This is a genomic window from Streptomyces torulosus (assembly GCF_001419765.1).
Lineage (GTDB): Bacteria > Actinomycetota > Actinomycetes > Streptomycetales > Streptomycetaceae > Streptomyces > Streptomyces torulosus.
In genome coordinates this window covers 1-15025 of sequence record NZ_LIRK01000251.1, presented here as the reverse complement: position 1 = coordinate 15025, position 15025 = coordinate 1, and the positions used below count along the sequence as shown (strand labels likewise).

Genomic DNA, 15025 nt, shown 5'->3' with positions numbered 1-15025 from the left:
CCCCGTGGCGAAACCCCTGCCGGACCCCGTAGCGGAGCCGCTGTCGGACGGGTGATGGCTCAAGTGGCGATGGTGATGAACCTCGACAAGTGCATCGGCTGTCACACCTGCTCGGTCACCTGCAAGCAGACGTGGACCAACCGCACCGGCGTCGAGTACGCCTGGTTCAACAACGTCGAGACCAAGCCCGGCGTCGGTTACCCCCGCCGCTACGAGGACCAGGAGCAGTGGAAGGGCGGCTGGATGCTCGACAGGCGCGGACGCCTCGTCCTGCGCTCCGGCGGCCGGATCAAGCGCCTGCTGTCGCTGTTCTCCAACCCTGACCTGCCGTCCATCGAGGACTACTACGAGCCGGTCACCTACGACTACGACAACCTCGTCAGCGCCCCCGCCCAGAAGGACTTCCCCGTCGCCCGCCCACGATCGGTCCTCACCGGCAGGCCCACCGCCATCACGTGGGGGGCCAACTGGGAGGACGGTCTGGGCGGCGCCCCGGAGCACGCGGGCGGCGACCCGAATCTCACCGGCGCCTGGGCGGAGAAGGTCAGGTTCGAGTTCGAGCAGACGTTCCTCTTCCACCTGCCCCGCCTGTGCGAGCACTGCCTCAACCCCGCCTGTGTGTCCGCCTGCCCGTCGGGGGCGATGTACAAGCGGGTCGAGGACGGCATCGTCCTCGTCGACCAGGACCGCTGCCGCGGCTGGCGGATGTGCGTGACGGCGTGCCCGTACAAGAAGGTGTACGTCAACCACGCCACCGGCAAGGCCGAGAAGTGCACCTTCTGCTTCCCGCGCGTCGAGGCCGGTCAGCCCACCGTCTGCTCCGAGACCTGCGTCGGCCGCCTGCGCTACCTCGGGCTGCTGCTGTACGACGCGGACCGGGTCGGCGAGGCCGCCGCAACCCCGGACGAGAAGGACCTGCTGGACGCCCAGCGCGATGTCTTCCTCGACCCGCACGACCCCGACGTCATCGCGGCGGCACGGGAGTCGGGCATCCCCGAGGACTGGCTGGAGGCCGCCCGCCGCTCCCCCGTGTACGCCCTGGTCTCGAAGTACCGGGTGGCGCTGCCCCTGCACCCGGAGTACCGGACGCTGCCGATGGTCTGGTACGTGCCTCCGCTGTCCCCCGTCCTGGACGCCGTCGACGCGGCCGGCGGCGACCAGGACGACCCCGACCACGTCTTCGCCGCGGTGACCCGCCTGCGGATACCGCTGGAGTACCTGGCGGAGCTGTTCTCCGCCGGGGACACCGATGTGGTGGCGGGCGTGCTGATGAAGTTGACGGCGCTGCGCTCGTACATGCGTGAGCGCACCCTCGGCGAGGCCGGTGACGAGGACGTGCTCGCTGCCGTGGGGCTCACGCCACGCGAGGCGGAGGACCTGCACCGTCTCCTCGCCGTCGCCAAGTACGCCGACCGGTACGTCGTGCCCGCCGCGCACAAGGAGGACGCCGCCGCGCTGAGCGCGATGGAGAACCGCTGCCCGGTCGAGACCTCCGACACCGCCGGATCCCGCACCACCCTGCTCGGCATCCCCACCCTGCGCCGCCGTACACCCGAGACACCCGCCGGAGGCCGTCCGTGAACCCGCTGCCCGCCACCGGTACCGAACGCCCCGAGGGAGCCCTGTCCGAGGGAGCCCTGTCCGTGGGCGCCGTCATCCGCTCCCGGGTCCGCGCCGCCGTGCGCCGCCCCGGCCGCCCGGCACGGTCCGCGCGTCCGAGGCCGCTGACGCCGGAGGAGGCCGAGGACCGGGCGCTGCTGCTGCGGCTGCTGTCGCTGCTGCTGCAGTACCCGGACGGCGAACTCGCCACGGCCCGCCCCGTGCTCGCCGCCGCCGTCGAGGCGCTCGCGCCCTCGGACGCCACCGCGCACCTGGCGGACTTCACCGGCTGGTTCACCGCGCGGGAGCCGGAGGCGCTGGAGCGGCACTACGTCGAGATGTTCGACCTGCGCCGCAGGAGCGGCCTGTACCTCACCTACTACCTGCACGGCGACACCCGCCGCCGGGGGATGGCCCTGCTCACACTCGCGCAGCGCTACCGCGCCGCCGGCTGGGACACCGGCGGCGGCGAACTCCCCGACCACCTCCCGGTCGTCCTGGAGTTCGCCGCGCTCGCCGGCCCGAGGGCGGGCGAGGCACCGATGCGTCAGCACCGCCGCGGACTGGAACTCATCCACCACGCGCTGGCCGACGCCGACTCCCCCTACCAGCACGTCCTGGCCGCCCTGCTCACCCTTCTGCCACCGTCCACCGAGGCCGACCTGCGGGCCGTCGCCGAACTGGCCGCCCAGGGACCGCCCGCCGAGGACGTCGGCCTCGACCCGTACGGGGCCTACGGGGCCGGAGAGTTCGCCCCGCCCGGCGCCTTCGTCCCGCCCGGGCAGGCACCGCCCACCCTCATGCCGCCCCTCTCCACACCGGAAGGCCCCCGATGAGCGCCGCGCCCCCTCCCCTTGCCGCAGCGAGCGGCGCCGATCTGCTGCTGTGGGTCGCCGTGCCTTATGTCTGCCTCGCCGTGTTCGCCGTCGGGCACGTCTGGCGCTACCGGCAGGACCAGTTCGGCTGGACCTCCCGCACCACCCAGCTCCTCGAACACCGGTGGCTGCGCTGGGGGAGCCCCCTGTTCCACCTGGGCGCCTTCCTGGTGATCGCCGGGCATGTCGTGGGGCTCGCCGTGCCCGACACATGGACGGAGGCCGCCGGGATCTCCGAGCACGCCTACCACATCACGGCCGTCTGGGCGGGTTCCATCGCGGGCGTCGCCATGGTCGCCGGGCTGGGCATGCTGTGCGCACGCCGGCTCCTGACCCGCCGGATCCGGCTCGGCACCGACCGCAGCGACAAGCTCCTCTTCCCCCTGCTGTCCGCCACCGTCCTCCTCGGGATCACTGCCACCGCCGCGCACAACGTCTTCGGCGCGGGCTACGACTACCGGTCCACCGTCTCCGTCTGGTTCCGCGGCCTGTTCGTGCTCCAGCCCGAGCCGGAGGCGATCGCCGGTGCGCCGCTGCTGTTCCAGTTGCACGCGCTGACCGCGTTCCTGCTGTTCGCGGCTTGGCCGTTCACCCGGCTGGTCCACGTGTGGAGCGCCCCGATCGGCTATCTGGTCCGCCCGTACCTGGTCTACCGGCGGCGCACCGCACCGACGACCACCCATGCGGCGGGCGCCCGGACCCGGTCGGCCCCGGGCTCGCGGCGAGCCGCCTGAGCAGCGGACCAGTGGCCCGCACCAGCCGCCCCGTCCGGCCTGTCCGGCCTGTACGCCCGGCGATCAGGCGCTCCGGTGGGCGCCCTGGATGTGGAAGTTGAAGTCCGCGTGGCCGAGCGCACCGTACAGGCGCAGCCAGATGGGCAGCAGCATCTCCGCGCCACGGGCGGTGGTGATGTCGCCCAGGTCGATGATGTCGTCGGCGGGCCACCCGAAGGACATGAGCATGTCCCTGACGGCTCCCTTGGCCCCGGCGTCGTCGCCGGACACGAACACGGTGTGCGCACCCCCGACCCGTGCCGGGTCGACCATGATCCGGGCGTTCATCGTGTTGAGGGTCTTGACGACCTTCGCTTCGGGGAAGGCGCGCTGGATCCGCTCTCCGAGACTGTCGTCGCCGACCGGGTCCAGCGACGGCGGCATACCTCGGGAGGAGTCCAGGGGGTTGGCGATGTCGATGACGGTCTTGCCGGCCAGGTTCGCGGCACCGGCGGACTCCAGGACCCTCAGGGTGCTCAAACCCGGGGTGGCGTTGACGACCGCCTCGGCCGAGGCGGTCGCGTCGGCGAAGGTCGCCACCCGGACCTGCGGATGTTCGGCCTGCCACCGAGCGTACGGCGGGTTGCCGTAGCCGTCGGGCTCGGTGCGGGCGAGCGTGGCCTGCGGGTCGCGGGTGCCGACGACGACCTCGTGGCCGAGCGAGGACAGCTTGCCGGCGATCGTCCGGCCGACGACGCCGGTGCCGAGAACTGCGTAGCGCATGGGTGCGGGTCCCTTCCGGCGGTACGGACGCCTCGGCGTGACACCGGGACGCCGGGACACCGGGACGCCGGGACACCGGGACGCCGGGACACCGGGCCACCGGGCCAAGGCGCCATCGATACCTCCACCATCGCCCCGGGACATCGACAGCGCCCGCGAACTCGGCCGAATGCCCGCAGCGGTTCGGGATCGCCCGCAGCGGTTCGGGATCGCCCGTAGCGGTTCGGGATGCGGCGTGCGGGCCGTCAGGTGTCGTCCGACCGGCCCCGCCCGCTCGGGACCCTCGGCCCCCGGCCGGGACCTTCGCCGCCTGGGGAGCAGCCCCGGTCCACGGGAGGGTGGTGGTGGAAGCGGTACCGGGCCTCGGCGCCGCTCCCCGCACGGCCACCCTGCCGGCCCTTCCGGCCCACGACCTCGATGACGGAGGCGCACCCCCATGACCCGACAGGACGACGCCCTGCCCCGCCCTGCCGCACCGGGCGACGAGCCGTCCGAGACCGCCATCGCCGTCGACCGGCTGGTCACGAACGGGCTCAAGGCGCTCGCCGACTACGAGGACCTGACCCAGGAAAAGATCGACCACATCGTCAAGAAGGCGTCGGTCGCCGCCCTGGACCGGCACACGGAACTCGCGCGGCTCGCGGTCGAGGAGACCGGCCGCGGTGTCTTCGAGGACAAGGCGGCCAAGAACATGTTCGCGTGCGAGCACGTCACGCACAGCATGGGCGGCATGAAGACCGTCGGGGTCATCGCCCGCGACGACATCGAGGACATGGTCGAGATCGCCGAACCCGTGGGGGTGGTGTGCGCGATCACCCCGGTCACCAACCCGACCTCCACCACCGTCTTCAAGGCGCTCATGGCGCTGAAGACCCGCAACCCGGTCGTCTTCGCCTTCCACCCCTCGGCCCAGCGCTGCAGTGCCCGCGCGGCCCGGATCGTGCGCGACGCGGCCGTCGCCGCCGGGGCACCGGAGCACTGCGTGCAGTGGATCGAGACCCCGTCCGTCGAGGCGACCCGCACGCTCATGCGGCACCCGGGCGTCGCGCTGATCCTCGCCACCGGCGGCAACGCCATGGTCAAGGCCGCCTACTCGGCCGGCAAGCCCGCCCTGGGCGTCGGCGCGGGGAACGTCCCGGCGTACGTCCACAGGAGCGCCAAGCTGCGCCGCGCCGTCAACGACCTGGTGTTGTCCAAGTCGTTCGACAACGGCATGATCTGCGCCTCCGAGCAGGCCGTCATCCTCGACGACGAGATCCACGACGCCGCGCTGGCCGAGTTCCGCAGGCTGCACGCGCACATCGCGACCGCCGAGGAGAAGGCGAAGCTGGAGGCGTTCCTGTTCCCCGCCGGCCGGGCCGGCGCCGGCTGCGAGCCCAAGGTGAACGCCGCCGCCGTGGGACAGAGCCCGGTGTGGATCGCCGAGCAGGCCGGCTTCACCGTGCCCGCCGACACCTCGCTCATCCTGGTCGAGGCCGACCGCGTCGGCCCCGACGAGCCGCTGACCCGCGAGAAGCTCTGCCCGGTCCTCGCCGTCCTGCGGGCCGGCTCCGAGGAGCAGGGGTTCGCCCTGGCCGCCGACATGGTCGCCTTCCACGGCCAGGGCCACAGCGCGGTCGTCCACACCGAGGACAGGGCGGTGGCGGAGGCGTACGGCAGGCGGATGAAGACGGTGCGGGTCATCGTCAACGCGCCCTCCTCGCAGGGCGCCATCGGCGGCATCTACAACAGCCTCCTGCCGTCCCTCACCCTGGGCTGCGGCTCCTGGGGCAGCACGTCGGTGTCCAACAACGTGTCCGCCGCCCAGCTCCTCAACGTCAAGCGGGTCGGCACCCGCCGCAACAACCTCCAGTGGTTCAAGGTCCCGCCGAAGATCTACTTCGAGCCGCAGGCCATCCGTTATCTGGCCGCCATGCCGGACGTCCACCGTGTCTCGATCGTCACCGACGCGACCATGACCCGCCTCGGCTTCGTCGACCGCGTCGACCGCGTCCTCAAGCGCCGTCCCGAACCGGTGACCTTGCAGATCATCGACAACGTCGAGCCGGAACCCAGCATCGACTCCGTGCAGCGCGGTGCCCGCCTGATGCGGGACTTCCGCCCGGACACGATCATCGCGCTCGGCGGCGGCTCGCCCATGGACGCGGCGAAGGTGATGTGGCTGCTGTACGAACACCCGGACGTCGACTTCGCCGACATGCGGCACAAGTTCTCCGACATCCGCAAGCGCGCCTTCCGCTTCCCGACCCCCGGCAGCCGGGCGCGGCTGGTGTGCGTGCCCACCACCTCCGGGACCGGCGCCGAGGTCACCCCCTTCGCCGTCATCTCCGACCCCGCGACGGGCAAGAAGTACCCGCTCGCCGACTACGCGCTCACCCCCAGCGTGGCCATCGTCGACCCCCTCCTGACCACCGCCCTGCCCCCGGCACTGGCCGCCGACAGCGGTTTCGACGCCCTCACCCACGCCATCGAGGCGTATGTCTCCGTCTACGCCAACGACTTCACCGACGGCCTCGCGCTGCACGCGATCCGGCTGGTCTTCGACCACCTCGAAGCGGCCGTGAACGACCGCGAGGGCGCGGCGGAGGCACGGGAGAAGATGCACAACGCCGGCACCATCGCGGGCATGGCCTTCGGCAACGCCTTCCTCGGCATCGTCCACGCCATGTCGCACACCCTCGGCGCCACCTTCCGCATCGCCCACGGCCGCACCAACGCCGTCCTGCTCCCCCACGTCATCCGCTACAACGGCACCGTCCCCGGCAAGCTCACCGGCTGGCCCAAGTACGAGCACTACCGCGCCCCCGAACGCTTCCAGGACATCGCCCGGACCCTCGGCCTGCCGGCCGCCACCCCGCAGGACGGCGTCGAGTCGCTCGCCTGGGCCGTCGAGCGACTGCGGGACGCCGTCGGCATCGAACCGTCGTTCGCGTCCCTCGGTGTCGACGAGCGCGCCTTCCTGGACGGCCTGCCCCAGCAGGCCCTCAACGCCTTCGAGGACCAGTGCGCCCCCGCCAACCCGCGGATGCCGCTGCTCGACGACATGCAGGACCTCATGCGAGCGGCGTACTACGGCCCGGACCGGACGGCGTCCTGAACCACCTCACCCCCTTCAGAGAGGACATCACCATGACCAGCGACACGCCCCGGACCACGCCCGCGGTGCGGCTGCGTTCCGACGGAGCCGTGGACAAGGACACCCTCGACTACGCGCGCACGAAGATCGACGCCGTGGTCGGGCGGCCGGGGCTGCCCGCCGTCACCGGCGAGGTGCGGATCGTGCGGGCGGGCGCCCACCACGCGGAGCACCCCTGGCTGGCCACGGCCGACCTACGGGTCGGCGGCCGGCACGTGGTCGTCCTCGCCGAGGAGGCCACCGGCCGGGAGGTCGTCGACGCGCTGCGGGACCGGCTGCACCGCCAGACCGACCAGGCAGCCCACACCGGGAACGACACGCACCGGACGCCGCCCCCGCCGTGGCGTGGCGGCAGCCGGTCCGCGTAGGCCCACGAGGAACGCGGGGGCGGAAATCCGTTCGCCGGACAGGTGAGCGCTCTGCTTGGCTCGTCCCATGAGTGATCTTCGAATCCGCTGCGCCGCCCCCTCGGACATCGACACCGTGCTGCGGTTCTGGCGCGACGCCGCGGAAGGAACGAGCATCAGCGACGACCACGACGGAGTGGCCCGGCTCCTCGCCCGGGACCCCGAGGCGCTGATCCTCGCGGAGCGCGACGGCGTCCTCGTGGGAACCGTCATCGCCGGCTTCGACGGTTGGCGGTGCTCGGCCTACCGGCTGGCGGTGCACCCGGACCGCCGTCGGCAGGGCATCGCCACCGCGCTGCTGGAAGCGGTGGAACAGCGGTTCGTCGCCCTCGGCGGGCGGCGCGTGGACGCCATGGTCCTGGAGGCCAACGAACAGGCCCACCACACCTGGGCCGCCACCGGCTACCACCGCGAGGACCACTGGCGGCGCTGGGTCAAGCCCCTGTAGCCCCGGACGCCCGTGCAGCTCCCTCCCGTAGCACCGGGCGCCGCGCGGCGGTGCGTACGGAGCGGGGATGCGCGCCGGTGCCGTCGGCGGCTCATGCGCGGCGATCGCCTGGGTACCTGCTCAGGAGAATCGGGGGCGGTGGGTGAACAGCCGCTCGGGCCGAGGAGGCCGACGCAACCGGGACGGCGACGACGAACACCACTTTGCCGACCCTTTACCATGGGTGGATCAGTGAACATCTACGGAAAGGTCGTGAGCGTCCGCCCATGGGCGAGCCTCCCAGTAGCCGGCCCGGCGCCCGTCGCGCCCGAGCCGGTGCACGACATCGCGCGATCATCCCACCCCTGCCGGATCATGGGACGGGGGTGACCTGATGACCGAAGTGCTCCTCCTCCTGGTGGCGGTACTGCTGTCGCTGGTCTGCGGCGCGTTCGTGGCCGCCGAGTTCTCGCTGACCACCGTCGAGCGCGGCCGGCTGGAGCGGGCCGTGGAGCGCGGCGAGCGGGGTGCCGCAGGCGCCCTCAAGGCCGTACGGAACCTGACGTTCCAGCTGTCCGGCGCGCAGCTCGGCATCACCGTCACCAATCTGGTCGTCGGCATGCTCGCCGAGCCGTCCATCGCCAAGCTCATAGCGGGCCCGCTGGAGGCGCTGGGCGTGCCCGCCTCGGCGTCGAGTTCCGTCGCCCTGGTGATCGGTACGGCCCTGTCCACGATCGTGCTGATGGTCGTGGGCGAGCTGGTGCCGAAGAACTGGGCGATCTCCTCGCCGTTGTCGGTGGCGAAAAAGGTCGCGAACCCGCAGCGCTGGTTCAGCGCGGCGTTCCGTCCCTTCATCACCCACCTCAACAACACCGCCAACCGTCTCGTCCGCCTGTTCGGGATCGAGCCCGCCGAGGAGCTGGCCTCCGCGCGCGGCCCCCAGGAGCTGGCGGCCCTCGCCCGGCACTCCGCGAAGGAGGGCGCGCTGGAGCCGGACACCGCCGAACTGTTCGTGCGGACACTGAACCTGGCCGACCTGACCGCGGAGAACGTGATGACGCCGCGCGTGCAGGTCATCGCCCTCGACGCCCAGGCGACCTGCGAGGACGTGGCGAACGCCACCCGGGCGACCGGTCTGTCCCGCTTCCCCGTCTACCGGGGCAGCCTCGACTCGGTGGTCGGCACCGTGCACATCAAGGACGTCCTCGCCGTGCCCGCCGAGCGCCGGCTGCGCACCTCCGTGGCGGAGCTGCTGCGCGAGCCGCTGCTCGTCCCCGAGTCTCTGACCGTCGACCGGGTCCTCGACCGGCTCTCCGGCAAGCGCACGATGGCCGTCGTGATCGACGAGTACGGCGGCACCGCGGGCGTGGTGACGCTGGAGGACATCGTCGAGGAGGTCGTCGGCGAGGTCCGCGACGAGCACGACCCGCACGAGACACCCGACCTGGCCCCCGTCGGCACCGATGAGGACGGCCGTGAGCTGTACTCGGCCGACGGCGCCGCCCGCACCGACCAGCTCGCCCGCGTCGGCCTGCGGGTGCCGGAGGGGCCGTACGAGACGCTCGCGGGCCTCGTCGCCACCGAGCTGGGCCGTATCCCGGCAGTCGGCGACACCGTCGAGGTCGCCCGCTGGCGGCTCGACGTCGTGGACGCCTCCGGTCGGCGGGCCGCCCGGGTGCTGCTGCACGCACCGGTCGACGCCGGCGACGAGCACGAGGAGGAGACGCGATGACCGCCGTCCAGCTGCTGATCGGCTTCGCGACCCTGGTCGTCAACGCCTTCTTCGTCGGCGCCGAGTTCGCGCTGATCTCGGTCCGCCGCAGCCAGATCGAACCGTACGCCGAACAGGGTGACCGCCGGGCCCGCAGTGTGCTGTGGGGGCTGCGGCACGTCTCGGCGCTGATGGCGGCCGCGCAGCTCGGCATCACCCTGTGCACCCTGGTCCTCGGTGTGGTCGCGGAGCCCGCGATCGAGCATCTGCTGGAGCCGGTGTTCCACGCGGTGGGCGTGCCGGAGGGCGCGGGGCACCTCATCTCGTTCGTGATCGCGCTGGCCCTCGCCACCTATCTGCACATGCTGCTCGGCGAGATGGTGCCGAAGAACATCGCGCTGGCGGAGCCGGTGCGCTCCGCCCTGCTGCTCGGTCCGCCGCTGGTGACCCTGTCACGGGCGCTGAGGCCGGTGATCTTCACGGTCAACGCCTTCGCGAACGCGCTCCTGAAGCTGATGCGCATCGAGACGAAGGACGAGGTGGCGGCGACCTTCTCGGACACGGAGCTGGCCCGGCTGGTCCGGGACTCCACCGAGGCCGGCCTGCTCGACGACCGCGCCCGGGAGCGGCTGCACGACGCGCTCGAACTTGGCCGCAGGCCCGTCCGGGACGTCGTGCTCCCACTGGAACGCGTCGTCTACGCGCGCGTGGGCGTCACCCCGGAGGAGCTGGAGCGGCTGTCCGCGGAGTCCGGGTTCTCCCGCTTCCCCGTGGTGGACGAGGGGCGCCGGATCGTGGGCTACCTCCATGTGAAGGACGCGCTCGACGCGGCCCCGCGCGAGGTGCCGTTCACGATCCGGGACATGCGGTCCATCGCCCGCGTCCGGGAGACGACGCCCCTCGACGACGTGCTCACCGCGATGCGCCGCAGCCGGACGCACCTGGCGGCCGTGCTGGGCGCGGACGGACGGCTCGGCGGGATCGTGACCATGGAGGACGTCCTGCGGGAGCTGTTCGGACAGCCCGCGGCCTGACAACGGAGCGGCGCGCAGCCTGGACACCGGAGCGGCCCGCGGCCTGGCACGGGCGCGGCCCACGGCCTGACACCGCTGCGGGAGAGGGTGACCGACCGGTGGGTATGTGAAGGCGATAGCATCGGGTACGCCATGCAGACGAACGCCACACACACCCACGACACCTTTCCCCCGTACTCCAGCCTCGTCGCGGTCGGCGACTCCTTCACCGAGGGCATGTCGGACCGGCTGCCCGACGGTTCCTACCGCGGCTGGGCGGACCTCCTCGCGAGCCGGATGGCCGCGCGGTCGCCCGGCTTCCGGTACGCCAACCTCGCGGTCCGCGGCAAGCTCATCGGACAGATCGTCGACGAGCAGGTCGACGTGGCGGCCGCCATGGGCGCGGATGTGATCACGCTGGTCGGCGGGCTGAACGACACCCTGCGCCCGAAGTGCGACATGGGCCGGGTGCGCGGGCTGCTTCAGGAGGCAGTGGAGCGTCTCGCGCCCGCCTGCAAGCAGCTGGTCCTGATGCGCAGCCCCGGCCGCCAGGGCCCGGTGCTGGAGCGGTTCCGGCCGCGCATGGAGGAGTTGTTCGCCTGCGTCGACGACCTGGCCGCCCGGCACGGCGCGCTCGTCGTCGACCTGTACGGCGCGCCCTCGCTGTCCGACCCGCGGATGTGGGACGTGGACCGGCTGCACCTGACCGCCGAGGGGCACCGCCGGGTCGCCGAGGCCGTGTGGCAGGCCCTCGGCCATCCGGCGGAGGACGCCGAGTGGCGTACGCCGATGGCCGCGTCGCCGCCGCCCGCCTGGGTCGCCCGCCAGATGGCCCACGCGCGGTTCGCCCGGCAGTACCTGGTGCCGTGGATCGGACGCCGGCTGACGGGCCGCTCGTCGGGCGACGGGCTGCCGGCGAAGCGCCCCGAGTTGCTGCCGTACGAGGGACCGGCAACCTAGAGTCGACAGGGTTCCGAAGAGGGTCCGGACCGGAGGGAGCCGCATGTGACCACGACCGTGATCAACCTGAAGGGCCGCATCCAGGACTTCGGGCCGCGGCTGGAGCATGCCCCCGACGACGTCGTGTACATCGGCCGCCGCTGGACCATGGGCCACTGGGACCTGCCGCAGCACCCGCTGTACAACCCGTTCCAGCCCGACACGGACAAGAAGAAGCGGGACGGGACCCGGGCCGAGGTGATGGCGAGGTACCGGGAGTACCTGTCGGCCCGGCCCGAGCTGCTGGAGCTGGTCCCGGAGCTGCGCGGCAAGACGCTGGCCTGCTGGTGCGCGCCGGAACTGTGCCACGGGGACGTCCTGGCGGAACTCGCCGACAAGGGCTGAGGCCGCCCTCCCGGCCCGTGCCGACCAGCGCTGAAACCGTCCTTCGCGCCCGTGCCGGGCGGGGCGCTCCCACCCGCGCGGGGCTGTGACCGGGCTCTCGTAGGTTCCGACGAGAAGGCCCGCGGCGCTCACCTGCATGAATCGCCAGTAGAATCCGTACACGTGACTTCTGCGCCAGCCAAGCCCCGCATCCCGAACGTCCTCGCCGGACGTTACGCCTCCACCGAGCTCGCCACGCTCTGGTCGCCCGAGCAGAAGGTGAGGCTGGAGCGGCAGCTCTGGCTGGCCGTGCTGCGGGCCCAGAAGGACCTCGGCATCGAGGTGCCGGACGAGGCGCTCGCCGACTACGAGCGGGTCCTCGACACGGTCGACCTGGCCTCCATCGCCGAGCGTGAGAAGGTCACGCGGCACGACGTGAAGGCGCGGATCGAGGAGTTCAACGACCTCGCCGGGCACGAGCACGTCCACAAGGGCATGACCTCCCGCGACCTCACCGAGAACGTCGAGCAGCTCCAGATCCGGCTCTCGCTGGAGCTGATGCGCGACCGTACAGTGGCGGTCCTCGCCCGCCTCGGCAAGCTGGCCGGCGAGTACGGCGAGCTGGTCATGGCCGGCCGTTCGCACAACGTGGCCGCGCAGGCCACCACCCTCGGCAAGCGTTTCGCGACCGCCACCGACGAGCTTCTCGTGGCGTACGGCCGGGTCGAGGAGCTGCTCGGCCGCTACCCGCTGCGCGGCATCAAGGGCCCCGTGGGCACCGCGCAGGACATGCTGGACCTGCTGGGCGGGGACGCCGCGAAGCTGGCCGAGCTGGAGGACCGGATCGCCGGGCACCTGGGCTTCTCCCAGGCCTTCACCTCCGTCGGCCAGGTGTACCCCCGCTCGCTGGACTACGAGGTCGTGACGGCGCTGGTGCAGCTGGCCTCGGCCCCGTCGTCGCTGGCGAAGACGATCCGGCTGATGGCCGGGCACGAGCTGGTCACCGAGGGCTTCAAGCCGGGCCAGGTCGGCTCCTCGGCAATGCCGCACAAGATGAACACCCGCTCCTGCGAGCGCGTCAACGGCCTCATGGTCATCCTGCGCGGTTACGCGTCGATGACCGGCGAGCTGGCGGGCGACCAGTGGAACGAGGGCGACGTGTCCTGCTCGGTGGTGCGCCGGGTCGCGCTGCCGGACGCGTTCTTCGCGCTGGACGGCCTGCTGGAGACGTTCCTGACGGTGCTCGACGAGTTCGGCGCCTTCCCGGCCGTCGTAGCGCGGGAGCTGGACCGCTATCTGCCGTTCCTCGCGACGACGAAGGTGCTGATGGGCGCGGTGCGCGCGGGCGTCGGCCGCGAGGTCGCCCATGAGGCGATCAAGGAGAACGCCGTCGCCTCGGCCCTCGCGATGCGCGAGCAGGGCGCCGAGCGCAACGAACTGCTCGACAAGCTGGCGGCGGACGAGCGCATCCCGCTGGACCGGGCGCAGCTCGACGCGCTGATGGCGGACAAGCTGTCCTTCACGGGCGCCGCGGCCGACCAGGTCGCCGTCGTCGTCGGCCGGGTCGAGGAGATCGTCAAGCAGCGTCCGGAGGCGGCCGGTTACACGCCGGGAGCGATCCTCTGACGCGGTTCACCCCGCAGGAGCTGGAGGCCGCCCGCGACCGGCTGGTGCCGGACGTGGTCGCGGACGGCCTCCGGGTGCTGTTCTGCGGCATCAACCCGGGTCTGATGACGGCCGCTACCGGCCATCACTTCGCCCGGCCCGGCAATCGTTTCTGGCCGGTCCTGCACCTGTCCGGTTTCACGCCGCGGCTGTTGAAGCCGTCCGAGCAGGGCGAGTTGCCGTCGTACGGGCTCGGCATCACCAACGTGGTCGCCCGGGCGACGGCGCGTGCCGACGAGCTGACGGCGGAGGAGTACGTCGAGGGCGGCCGTCTGCTCACCGCGAAGGTGGAGCGGCTGCGGCCACGGTGGCTCGCGGTGGTCGGGGTGACCGCGTACCGGGCGGCATTCGGGGACCGCAAGGCCGTGGTCGGCCCGCAGGAACGGACGATCGGCACGTCCCGGGTGTGGGCCCTGCCCAACCCCAGCGGCCTGAACGCGCATTGGACGGCGGCGACGATGGCCGAGGAGTTCGCCCGGCTGCGGGTGGCGGCGGAGGACTGAGGAGCGGAGGGCCGCGTGGCCTGCCGGTCGTGGGGTCCGGGACCCGCCACTCGTGGGACCCGCTCGGTCAGGGCGGGTCCATCTCCGTTATCAGGGCGACCAGTTGGAACGGCAGCTCCTTGTCCCACTGGGAGACGCCGAGGGCGACCCAGCGGCCGTCCACCTGCCACAGGTGCACATCGGGGACGTGCGAGCTGAGCACCGCCCACGGCTCCGGTATGTCCTCCCCCTCCATGGAACGGTCCTGAACGCTCCAGAGGCTGATCACGTCCGGTGCGCCCCAGCGCGCGGCGAGCCGCTCCGACAGGGCGTCCCGGTCCGCCTCGTACTGCTCCTCGGTCTCCTCCCGGCGGGTGCCGTCGTCCTCCCAGAAGTCGGCGCTCGTCTGTAATTCGGCGACGTGGTAGCCGGGACCGCCCGTGCCGGCGTCCGACCGGCCGGGCTCCGCGGGGAACTCGGCGGAGCACAGCCTCTCGATGAGGGCGAGGTGCCGCGTGATGCTCATGCGTCCAGTAAAGCGGGCACCACTGACAATTGGCGTCCCGTCAGTGGCCCGTCCCCGCGGCTCGACGCCGGATGGGACGAACAGGACGCACAGGGATGGGAGCGGGACCCGGTGGCCGGGAGGCTGCTCCGTGGGGCGCGCGTCCGGTGCGCGGGTCGACCGGCGGGTCGACCGGCGGGTCGACCGGCCAAGCGGGGCGACGGTCGGCCGAGGACGGCGGGGGCGACTGTCGGCCGAAGGCCCCGGAGGGCGAGGGCCGGAGGGCGACGGCCGGAGGGCGACGGCCAGAGGGCGACGGCCAGAGGGCGACGGCCGGAGGGCGACGGCCGACGAGGCGGCGGCCGGAGGGCGACGGCCGACGAGGC

At 72.4% G+C, this 15025-nt stretch carries 14 protein-coding genes; 12 read left to right on the top strand and 2 right to left on the bottom strand.

What is annotated here, in order from left to right:
- Window positions 1–54: 54 nt before the first annotated feature.
- From narH to narI, 3 genes are read left to right on the top strand one after another with little or no spacing between them, the layout of a single operon-like run.
- Window positions 55–1581, top strand: a complete 1527-nt coding sequence (gene narH / locus AOK23_RS17875) for a nitrate reductase subunit beta (RefSeq protein ID WP_240496427.1) — start codon at window positions 55–57, stop codon at window positions 1579–1581.
- Window positions 1582–1637: 56 nt separating this feature from the next.
- Window positions 1638–2435: a nitrate reductase molybdenum cofactor assembly chaperone gene (gene narJ, locus AOK23_RS17870; RefSeq protein ID WP_420823718.1), complete on the top strand. Its 798-nt coding sequence runs from the start codon at window positions 1638–1640 to the stop codon at window positions 2433–2435.
- Window positions 2432–3208 (top strand): respiratory nitrate reductase subunit gamma, encoded by a 777-nt coding sequence (gene narI / locus AOK23_RS17865; RefSeq protein ID WP_055713694.1) that lies wholly within the window; start codon window positions 2432–2434, stop codon window positions 3206–3208. The genes narJ and narI overlap by 4 nt, the downstream gene beginning before the upstream one ends.
- Before the next feature lie 63 nt (window positions 3209–3271).
- On the opposite strand, the gene AOK23_RS17860 is transcribed toward narI, so the two are convergent.
- Window positions 3272–3970, bottom strand: a complete 699-nt coding sequence (locus tag AOK23_RS17860) for an NADPH-dependent F420 reductase (protein WP_055713693.1) — start codon at window positions 3968–3970, stop codon at window positions 3272–3274.
- Window positions 3971–4406: 436 nt separating this feature from the next.
- Between AOK23_RS17860 and adhE the strand changes: the two genes are divergently transcribed.
- The 9 genes from adhE to mug all read left to right on the top strand — a co-directional run bounded on the left by adhE (window position 4407) and on the right by mug (window position 14155).
- A complete protein-coding gene (gene adhE, locus AOK23_RS17855) occupies window positions 4407–7067 on the top strand; it encodes a bifunctional acetaldehyde-CoA/alcohol dehydrogenase (RefSeq protein ID WP_055713692.1) in 2661 nt (886 codons plus the stop codon).
- Window positions 7068–7099: 32 nt separating this feature from the next.
- The gene (locus AOK23_RS17850) at window positions 7100–7474 is read left to right on the top strand and encodes a hypothetical protein (protein WP_055713691.1); all 375 of its coding nucleotides are present in this window, start codon (window positions 7100–7102) and stop codon (window positions 7472–7474) included.
- A gap of 67 nt (window positions 7475–7541) precedes the next feature.
- On the top strand, window positions 7542–7961 hold the full coding sequence (locus AOK23_RS17845; RefSeq protein ID WP_055713690.1) for a GNAT family N-acetyltransferase: 420 nt from the start codon (window positions 7542–7544) through the stop codon (window positions 7959–7961).
- 373 nt (window positions 7962–8334) lie between these two features.
- Window positions 8335–9672 (top strand): hemolysin family protein, encoded by a 1338-nt coding sequence (locus AOK23_RS17840; RefSeq protein WP_055713689.1) that lies wholly within the window; start codon window positions 8335–8337, stop codon window positions 9670–9672.
- The gene (locus AOK23_RS17835) at window positions 9669–10685 is read left to right on the top strand and encodes a hemolysin family protein (RefSeq protein ID WP_055713688.1); all 1017 of its coding nucleotides are present in this window, start codon (window positions 9669–9671) and stop codon (window positions 10683–10685) included. The genes AOK23_RS17840 and AOK23_RS17835 overlap by 4 nt, the downstream gene beginning before the upstream one ends.
- Before the next feature lie 132 nt (window positions 10686–10817).
- Window positions 10818–11624 (top strand): SGNH/GDSL hydrolase family protein, encoded by an 807-nt coding sequence (locus AOK23_RS17830; protein ID WP_055713687.1) that lies wholly within the window; start codon window positions 10818–10820, stop codon window positions 11622–11624.
- A gap of 45 nt (window positions 11625–11669) precedes the next feature.
- A complete protein-coding gene (locus AOK23_RS17825) occupies window positions 11670–12008 on the top strand; it encodes a DUF4326 domain-containing protein (protein WP_055713686.1) in 339 nt (112 codons plus the stop codon).
- Between the two features lie 162 nt (window positions 12009–12170).
- On the top strand, window positions 12171–13613 hold the full coding sequence (gene purB / locus AOK23_RS17820; protein WP_055713685.1) for an adenylosuccinate lyase: 1443 nt from the start codon (window positions 12171–12173) through the stop codon (window positions 13611–13613).
- A 44-nt stretch (window positions 13614–13657) separates the two neighbouring features.
- Window positions 13658–14155, top strand: a complete 498-nt coding sequence (mug, locus tag AOK23_RS17815; RefSeq protein WP_055713684.1) for a G/U mismatch-specific DNA glycosylase — start codon at window positions 13658–13660, stop codon at window positions 14153–14155.
- Window positions 14156–14222: 67 nt separating this feature from the next.
- Here mug and AOK23_RS17810 read toward each other — a convergent pair whose 3' ends face one another.
- Window positions 14223–14660, bottom strand: a complete 438-nt coding sequence (locus tag AOK23_RS17810) for a hypothetical protein (protein WP_055713683.1) — start codon at window positions 14658–14660, stop codon at window positions 14223–14225.
- Window positions 14661–15025 lie beyond the last annotated feature (365 nt).